General features: G+C 60.7%; 7 protein-coding genes. All 7 read right to left on the bottom strand.

Going from position 1 to position 8,506, the window contains the following annotated elements; all coding sequences use genetic code 11:
- Positions 1–1,217: 1,217 nt before the first annotated feature.
- The 7 genes from ACSQ84_RS02685 to ACSQ84_RS02655 all read right to left on the bottom strand — a co-directional run bounded on the left by ACSQ84_RS02685 (position 1,218) and on the right by ACSQ84_RS02655 (position 8,430).
- Positions 1,218–1,625 carry a hypothetical protein gene (locus ACSQ84_RS02685; RefSeq protein ID WP_436210096.1) on the bottom strand — a complete coding sequence of 136 codons (408 nt, stop codon included), beginning with the start codon at positions 1,623–1,625 and terminating at the stop codon, positions 1,218–1,220.
- A gap of 92 nt (positions 1,626–1,717) precedes the next feature.
- The gene (locus ACSQ84_RS02680) at positions 1,718–2,338 is read right to left on the bottom strand and encodes a toxin-activating lysine-acyltransferase (protein ID WP_436210095.1); all 621 of its coding nucleotides are present in this window, start codon (positions 2,336–2,338) and stop codon (positions 1,718–1,720) included.
- A gap of 667 nt (positions 2,339–3,005) precedes the next feature.
- The gene (locus ACSQ84_RS02675; protein WP_436210094.1) at positions 3,006–3,689 is read right to left on the bottom strand and encodes a hypothetical protein; all 684 of its coding nucleotides are present in this window, start codon (positions 3,687–3,689) and stop codon (positions 3,006–3,008) included.
- Positions 3,690–3,897: 208 nt separating this feature from the next.
- Positions 3,898–5,364 (bottom strand): HlyD family type I secretion periplasmic adaptor subunit, encoded by a 1,467-nt coding sequence (locus tag ACSQ84_RS02670; RefSeq protein WP_436210093.1) that lies wholly within the window; start codon positions 5,362–5,364, stop codon positions 3,898–3,900.
- A complete protein-coding gene (locus ACSQ84_RS02665; RefSeq protein ID WP_436211154.1) occupies positions 5,361–7,505 on the bottom strand; it encodes a type I secretion system permease/ATPase in 2,145 nt (714 codons plus the stop codon). Before ACSQ84_RS02665 ends, ACSQ84_RS02670 begins: the two co-directional genes overlap by 4 nt.
- A gap of 168 nt (positions 7,506–7,673) precedes the next feature.
- Positions 7,674–7,865 (bottom strand): hypothetical protein, encoded by a 192-nt coding sequence (locus ACSQ84_RS02660; protein ID WP_436210092.1) that lies wholly within the window; start codon positions 7,863–7,865, stop codon positions 7,674–7,676.
- A 412-nt stretch (positions 7,866–8,277) separates the two neighbouring features.
- Positions 8,278–8,430 carry a hypothetical protein gene (locus ACSQ84_RS02655; RefSeq protein WP_436210091.1) on the bottom strand — a complete coding sequence of 51 codons (153 nt, stop codon included), beginning with the start codon at positions 8,428–8,430 and terminating at the stop codon, positions 8,278–8,280.
- Positions 8,431–8,506 lie beyond the last annotated feature (76 nt).

Here is an 8,506-nt window from a genome sequence, read left to right as displayed (position 1 = left end):
TCCCACGGTATCGTTAAATGCCTGTCGGTAGTAACCTAGGACCGATTTTCCGGTCTTTACGAGCTGCTCGGGGAGTCCCTCGAAATAATCAGAAAAGCCACCAAAGAAAGCATTTTGCCATCTTGCGAGCTGCTTCGTAACGGTCTCAGCCACCCCCTCGCTTACGGAAGCGGCCCCAGCGACGAATTTGCGCCACGCCTCGCTCAGCGATGACTCCGGTGTGTTGATTCCCTGGCCAGCCGCATTGGCAAGTCTCTTGAATTCCTCCGCCATCAAGTTGTTGCGATAGGATCGGACGACATCGTCTTCCGACATCACTCGCTTGAAATAATCCAGCCCCGCATCCTTATAGCGAACGACAATTTCCGCATTTGAAACGCCCTTCGCCCGAATATAGGCAATTTCACCGTCGAAGGCGCTTGCGCTTAGGTGGTTGGAAAATCCTCCACTTGCCGGCGGTGGCGCTGTTACGGCATCCAAGCCAACTCTGGCCAGAGCCTGCTGACTGAAGGTAGCCGTGGCCCGGACAGTACGGCCATTTGCATCGGTGTCCCAGTGCAACTGCGCTCCGGAGTTATAGACCTTGGCGGCGAAATCGTTCTGGAATTTCGAAAGATAGAATGCATTGCGTGCTTCAGGGGACATGCCGGCGGAGTTCGGCATAGCGTTTCGCACGTCGGCAATGCTTGTGTTGTTAACGTCTGTGATTTTGCTGCTTGCCGAGAGGATTTCCGGAATCTCCACCGCGGCATGCACACCACTTGGCGAAGCTGTACGACCGATAATGGTAGTGATCTTGCCTTCGGTAAGCTGTGTGAAGGTTTTCGAAGCAGGCTTGAATGCGTCAGCGGCAGCCTGCTCGAAAGTGCTTGCTGCCCCCTCGAGAGGGATTCCGACAAGACCATTGTTTCCCGTGATCTCTACGAGCAGTCGGCCAATCTTGGTATTGTCCAGAATTCGGACTTGGCCACCGCTACGGTTAGCCAAATCGCGGGCGATTTCGCCCGTATAAACTCCCCCCGCTTCAGGGCCCAAACTGCCCGAGTAGAAGACTGTCGAACTGTAAGATCGGCTTACTTGACCCGTTGTTTCGTTAAAACCGAAGTAGTTGTCGCTGACTGCGAGGGCATTGGTGATGAACGACTTCAGGCCATCGAGCGTGAGCTTTCCCCCCTCGGGGACGGAAGCGCGAAGCTGATCGAGAAGTGGATTGGCGCTCATCCTTCGCTCCTCCACTCATTCTTGTTATTTGGACCGCCTCCGCGGTACTCGGTATAGTAAGTCGAGATACGATATCCTGGGAGGCCTTGCGAAATGAGGTCCCTCCAGACTTGAACAAAAACGTCCGGATCGAAGCGCGCGCGTATGTCGATCGCGTGATAATTCAATTCTTGGAGCGCGCTCACTCGTCGATGAAGCTCAATGGCGTCGGCATCTGGATACTTTTCCTGCATCCTGTTCCAGCCATTGTCGTAGGTTGCTGCAAACGGAACTTCGCTTCCATCGACGATCAGTTTGTAATGGGTCCGGCACTCCATCGGGGGTTCGTCGCGCACCCATTGAACGGCCAGACCACTTTCCACGTGCGTGGAACGCCGTCGTTGCGGATCAAATATGATCGTCATGCTGCTTTCTTTCTCCGAATTCGCAATGGCTTCGCTGATGGACGCCGGAACACTGGAATCGGTCCGAGATGTCTCGATTCGCCGATGAATCCTCACGTGTTTTCCGTCGTCCCCTCCGCATCCCCCACCGGCCTCACCTTCATCTTCTCCAGCACCGCCGGATCGACCAGCTGGGTCACGATCGGATGAATCCGGACCGGCTTGTCCTTCACCACCTGCTTGAAGTTCGCAAGCACGGCGGTGGCGACTTTTTGTGAGGGGGCGATGACGTCGAGCAGCCAATAGGTCTCGCCGCTGTTCCAGTCCTCGGCCTTGAGGCGGACCGGAAACACGCGGGCCTGGATCTGCTCGCGGATCTTGGCGTCGACCTCTTCGGACACGCTGGCCCAGATCGCGATGCCGGCGGTCTCCTCCATCTTGCCCTCGCCGCCGGACTTGGCGATGGCGATGCGGTCGCGGGTCATCGGCTCGACCACCAGATGCATGACATCGGCCAGGGTCTGGTTGCGATAGCGCGGCAGGTTCAGCATGGCGAGGACCACTTCCCCGACGCTGGCCTGGATCCGGGTCTTGAACGCGGTGATCTGCGCCAGCAACTCCGGATTAAGGGCGCGGTCGTTCGGGGCGGCCGGCTCGGCCGGGGCGCCCCCGTTGATCCCGTTCAGAACCGGCTTCTCGGCTGCTGCTGACTTTCCGTTGGTGTTCTTTGCCACAGGCTATCCCTCCACGTTTCAATCCGCCCGAGTCGGGGCGTGTCGTTATCCAGGGGGATGTGAGCTTGCAGCCGCGTCGCGCGCGGGTCAAAGCCCGCTATCGACACCGCAGCTTGACCGGCGCATTTAGCCGGCAGACCGGCGCCTTCCGTCGGCAAGGCGGCAATCGGCCACTCTCCCGGTTCAGCCTGTCTGGCTGAAACCGGAAATGCGCGCGCGTCGTTCTGCCGCCAACGGTCGGAAATGGCCCCACCCACCCCTGTTCAATCCGTTCATCGAATATTAATATCTTTACAACCTCAAGACGAAATCGCACTTTCCACGAAAAACATTTGCGCGATTTGTCTGCCGGTTACGTTTTGTGTCTGTTTTATCCACCGGCGCCGGTCACGGCTTCGCGTCCCACAACACCGAATCGGCGCTCTGTCCGGTACGCGACGGGTTTTGGGAGGCGGCGCGATGATCGATCGCGCTGCATATGCGGCCGGATATAGCGCCGCGCCGATCAGAATTGACCAAGGCGCGGGGCGTTATTGGTAAAATATTCTCCGCAGGCATCTTTGCGTAGGGCGGGTTCTCTTTAACCCGCCGCTCGATTGCGAGATGGCGGGTTAAAGAGAACCCGCCCTACGCGAGCTGGTGTCGACAACAAGAAACTGTTCGGCCATCATTTAGCCTCCGGTAAGCCGACTATCCGACTGTCAGACCGCAACCAATCAACTATGTCATGATCATCGATGGCGCTCACCTCACCGCGAGCGAACTGGCTTGCGATTCGCGTGGCCATCACAAGGGAGGAACGATTCATTAGACAATGCTTCCATTTATATGCGGAAGTAAAACGATTGATGATTTCCAAGTCATCGTCTGAAGTATCTTGGTGCGAGAGTCGCCGTCGAAATAGCGCAACCATCTCGCTGCTATTCAACATAGCCTTGGCAAAGTCGTAAATTTCGTCTGCTGTAGTATTGACGCCAACATGCCCCACAGAACCGTTTGGGGAGTTGAGAACGCGATCGGCAATATATGCCTTCGCTTCCTTCGAACGGAAGTCATCCAGGAGCCCTGCCGCACGGCGTCGCGCTAATCCTGTGGCGATCCAGAGATCTGTGAAGCGGCGGTCGCTCAACTCACCAACCTGCCTGTCGCGAATAAAGCGCCGAACGGATTGATCCTCACTCTCAATGAGGTCTCCATCCATTTTTACGCGCCGAAACACGTGCCCCAAGAACGGGTCGGCCCACAATTGGTCGGCGACGTCAGCGATTTCCTTTGCGCTTGGACGAATTTGTTGCCTGCTATACACAGCGAATTCTTCCGGGTCGTAGCCAAGCTCGAATTCATCACTCATCAGGAAACATCTTTCTTTGGTGCCGGGTTATCGCACTTGCCCCATTCGATGACACCTATCCAATCTCCGTCTTCCCCTCAGCCTCCCCCACCGGCGGCACCTTCATCTTCTCCAGCACCGCCGGATCGACCAGTTGGCTCACGATCGGATGGATGCGGACGGGCTCCCGCTTGCGGCGCCAAAGCCCGGCCGCTGAGCCATCCCCCCGTCACCGTTCCCTGCCCGCCTCATCGAGCGCCTGCATGATCGGCGAGAGCAAATACTGGATGATCCGCCGTTCGCCGGTCTTGATCTCGGCCTGCACTGAGAGCCCCGGGCCCAGCGCCTGCTTGCGGTCACGAACGCGGATGCTGGTCTCCAGCAGGCGGATGCGCGCGGCGTAGACGAGGCCGGGCTGGATCGGGCGGTTCTTCTCGTCCCGCTGCGCGCCGTTCGATTGCGATTGCGAGAGGTCGATCGCATCGCGGCTGATGCCCTCGACGATCCCCGGCACCAGCCCATGGTCGGTGAACGGGAACGCCTCCAGCTTGACCCGCACGGCCTGGCCTTCCCGGATAAAGCCGACGTCCTTGTTGAGGACATGGGCCTCGACCTCGATCTCGGCGCCATCGGGGACGATGATCATCAGGGCCTGCGCCGGCTGCACGACGCCGCCGATCGTCGAGACGGCGAGCTGCTGCACCGTTCCGGCGACCGGCGCGCGCAGCTGCAGGAATTCGCGCCGTCGCGTGGTCTTGCGCAGCTCTTCGGCCGCAAGCTGCGCCTTGTCGCGGGCCTGCACCAGTTCGGTCACCGCGGCCTTGCCGAACGTTTCGCGCAGCTTGCGGATCTCGGCCTCCAGCGAACTCATCGCCGCCCGCGCCCGCGTCGCATTGGAGAGCTGCACGTCGATGTTCTGGATATGCTCGATGCGGGTCTGCTCGTATTCGAGCAGCTTCAGCCGCGCGTAATTGCCCTGCTCGGTGAGCTTCCGGCGGGCTTCGAGCTGCTGGTCGACCAGCGGCAGCGTGAGCCGCAGCTTGCCGACTTCGATTTCGGACGACGTGAGTTCGGCCGCGCGCTGCGCGATCTGCTGCTTCAGGCTGGCGATTTGCGCCTCGTATTCCGCGATGCTGGTGCGGACGAATTGCTCCTCGACCGCGACCGTCGCGGCGGGGGCGTCTTGCGGTGCGACGAAGCTGGTCGGCCGGCCCTCGAGATAGGCCAGCAGCATCGCATTGCGGGCCTGCACGAGGTTCGACGCCAGCAGGTTCTGGCGCGCCTGCTGCTCGTCGGCGGTCGCAAGCGTCGGATCGAGCTCGACGAGGAGCTGGCCCTGCTCGACATGCTGGCCGTTGGTGACATGGATGACGCGCACCTGACCGATTTCCATCGGCTGGATGGTCTTCACCTTGCTGGACGGGATGATCTTGCCGCTCGCCACCGCCACGACGTCGATCTTGCCGATGATGGACCAGACGAGGCCAGCCGTGAAGAAGGCGCATGTCATCAGCAGCAGCATGCGCAGGCCGGGGCTCGGCGGCTTCTCCATGATCTCGAGGGCGGCGGGCAGGAACTCGTGATCGGAGATCGGGCGCTTGTTGCGATCGGCCTCGTTCTGCATGCCCCAGCTCGCCCGCAGCACCGCCCAGTGCTTGGCGAGCGTCGGAAAGCGACCGACCACCCACGCGGTCATGAGCCGAGCCCCATTTGCTTGGTGTAGAGCTGGGCGTAGCGCCCCCCCGATTGCAGCAGCGTCGCATGATCGCCCATTTCGGTAATCTCGCCGGCTTCGACGGTGACGATCCGGTCGCACTTGCGGACGGCGGAAAGCCGATGGGCGATGATGATGACGGTGCGGCCGTGGGCGATGCCGGCAAGGTTATGCTGGATGACTTCCTCGCTCTCGGCGTCGAGCGCGCTGGTCGCCTCGTCGAGGATCAGGATGCGCGGATTGCCGATCAGCGCCCGCGCAATGGCGATGCGCTGGCGCTGGCCGCCCGAGAGATTGCCGCCGCGCTCGTCGATCACGGTGTCGTACCCATGCGACAGCGCGAGGATGAAGTCGTGCGCGCCGGCGAGCTGGGCGGCGGCGATCACCCGCTCCATCGGCATGGTGGCGTCGACCAGCGCGATGTTCTCGCGGACCGAGCGGTTGAACAGGATGTTCTCCTGCAGCACGACGCCGATCTGCCGCCGCAGCCAGGCCGGATCGACCAGGGCAAGATCGACGCCATCGACCAGCACACGGCCTTGCTCCGGAACATAGAGACGCTGCACCAGCTTGGTGAGCGTGGACTTGCCCGAGCCGGACGGTCCGACGACGCCGAGCATCTCGCCGGCCTGAACCGCAAGCGTGACGCCGCGCAGCGCCTCGGGCGCATCGGGACGATAGCGGAAACGAACCCGGTCGAAACTCACGGCGCCCTTGATCGGCGGCAGGCTTGCCCGGTTGGGATTGTGGTCGGGCTCGGCCGGCGAGTTCAGCACGTCGCCGAGCCGGTCGACCGAAATGCGGACCTGCTGGAAATCCTGCCAGAGCTGGGAGAGCCGCAGGATCGGCTGGGCGACGCGCCCGGACAGCATGTTGAAGGCGACCAGCGAGCCGACTGAAAGGTCGCCGGCGATTACCGCCTTCGCCCCGAAAAACAGGATCGCGACCGTGGTCAGTTTGGAGACCAGCTGGATCAGATGGCTGCCCCAGTTCGCCAGCGTCGCAACCTGAAATCCGGTGGCGGTATAGCCCGCGAACTGCTTTTCCCATTTCGCCCGCATCTGCGGCTCGACCGCCATCGCCTTCAGCGTGCCGATGCCGGTGACGGTTTCGACGAGGAAGGACTGGTTCTCCGCGCCGCGGCGGAACTTCTCGTCGAGGCGGGCGCGCAGCGACGGCGTGATCAGGATGGAGATGGCGAGATAGAGCGGGATCGATAGCGTGACAATCAGGGTCAGCAGCGGGCTGTAGGCATACATCACCGCGAAGAAGACGATCGTGAAGAACAGGTCGATCACGACGGTGACGGCGTTCGAGGTGAGGAATTCCCTGATACGATCGAGTTCGCGCACCCGCGCGACGCTGTCGCCGACGCGGCGGGCCTCGAAATAGGACAGCGGCAAATTGAGCAGATGCCTGAACAGCCGCGCCGAAAGCTCGCTGTCGACGCGATTGGTGGTGTGCGCGAACAGCCAGTTGCGCAGCGCCGACAGTCCGGTCTCGAAGATCAGCACGGCCGCAAGCCCGATCGCCAGCACGTCGAGCGTCGTCAGCGACTGATGGACCAGCACCTTGTCGATGACCAGCTGGAAGAAGATCGGCGAGATCAGCCCCATCAGTTGCAGGAAGAAGGATCCGATCAGCACGTCGCGCAGCGCCCCGCGATATTTCACCAGCGCTGGAATGAACCAGCTGATGTCGAAGGGACGGGCGACGCCGGCCATCAGCTCGCGCGTCGTCATGAGGAGCAAACGCCCGGCATATTTGCCGTCGAACTCTTCCGCCGACCACACTTCCGGGCGCTCACCATCGCCGCGCTGAATCAAAAAGCGCGTCCCGTCCGGCTGCTGGTCGACCTTGAGCAGGATGGCGGCCTCGCCGTCCTTCAATTCGGCGAGCGCCGGCAAAGGCACCTTGTGGAGTTCCGCGAGGGCGGCAGGCTTGATCCTGGCGACGATGTTGAGGCGCTTGGAAATCCGGGCAAGATCTTCCAGGCGGTAGCCCTCGCCGGGTTCGCCATGGTCATGGGCGATCTGGGCCGGATCGGCCGGGACGCCGAGGAATTTGGCGACCAGGATGAAGGACAGCAGCGACACCGGAAACGCGGGACGATCGCCGCCCATCGGCTCCGCAGGTACCTTACGCGCATCGGCAATTATATTCATGACAAAGACGTCACACCCAGCCAGCAAATTCCGGGTTCCGACGTAAAGTCGTGCAAGTTTTGTCAGTCCCCCATCTTTCAATGACCAGCGCTGAAAGAAAAAGCAACGGATAGAATCTTTGCGCCGTCATCGCTGCGCACCCTTTCGAGCCACGGCAAGGGGACCGACGTAACAGGCCTCGCGGAAATGAAGGCCCTGCAATCCCTGGGTTCCGGCATTAACCAAGGGTTCGAAGAACGGCTCCTCGACAATCGGTCGCCCGAGCAAAATCGACAGCCGCTCAGCGAACAGCGGACGAGAGATCACCGCGCTGCGCATTGCAGATCGCGCGGTAAAATGGCCTCCCCTTCTGTCCCGAACATCAGTCACGGAAGCATGGCACGCACAGGTTGCATTTCGGCAGGTCGCATTGGCGTATGGGTCAAAAGCTTCACAGGTTGTACTGGGGTGTCAGTTCAGGCCGGAGGGCATGGGAGCCGCAGCTTTCCGTTTGGACATCGCCGGCCAGCATGATGAGGCGCTCGACGAAGGACATTTCCTGGTTCGACATACGTGCCACACGGACAGATTGGGGAATTACAACTACACGAATTTCCTGCTCGTCACGATTGTATCTATCGTTGTCCACTCGGGCACGGCTGCGGCAACTCGCCACAGGATCCGCGTTGATCGAGCCACGCTTCTTTAGGTAGTAATGTTGTAGGACATCAACTCAGGAAATTCTCACAATTCACGTCGACATTTCCCTGAGCACGCCGATGGCAAGCACGCGGTTCGGCAACGCGCCAGCGATCATTCGCCGCGCGAGCCCGTACAACTTCAATTGCTTCAAGAACTTTTTGCCCGCAATTGCGCCGAGGAGGCCGTTGCCGAGCTGGGCCACGGGCGTTTTACCAGTGGCGCGATGATGGATTAGTGACCCTGATTTGCCCGACGTGTCAAAATGTTTTCGCGGGCCA

It is taken from the genome of Bradyrhizobium sp. LjRoot220, from assembly GCF_964252915.1.
Taxonomy (GTDB): Bacteria; Pseudomonadota; Alphaproteobacteria; order Rhizobiales; family Xanthobacteraceae; genus Bradyrhizobium.
Note: the sequence above shows the minus strand (reverse complement) of the source record. Positions and strands in the feature narration are given on the sequence as shown.

What these genes read in the sequence shown, in the direction of transcription:
- ACSQ84_RS02670 (WP_436210093.1), bottom strand. Translation starts at nt 5,364, where the DNA reads ATGACCGCGTGGGTGGTCGGTCGCTTTCCGACGCTCGCCAAGCACTGG.
- ACSQ84_RS02685 (WP_436210096.1), bottom strand. Translation starts at nt 1,625, where the DNA reads ATGACGATCATATTTGATCCGCAACGACGGCGTTCCACGCACGTGGAA.
- ACSQ84_RS02660 (WP_436210092.1), bottom strand. Translation starts at nt 7,865, where the DNA reads ATGCGCAGCGCGGTGATCTCTCGTCCGCTGTTCGCTGAGCGGCTGTCG.
- ACSQ84_RS02665 (WP_436211154.1), bottom strand. Translation starts at nt 7,505, where the DNA reads ATGGGCGGCGATCGTCCCGCGTTTCCGGTGTCGCTGCTGTCCTTCATC.
- ACSQ84_RS02675 (WP_436210094.1), bottom strand. Translation starts at nt 3,689, where the DNA reads ATGAGTGATGAATTCGAGCTTGGCTACGACCCGGAAGAATTCGCTGTG.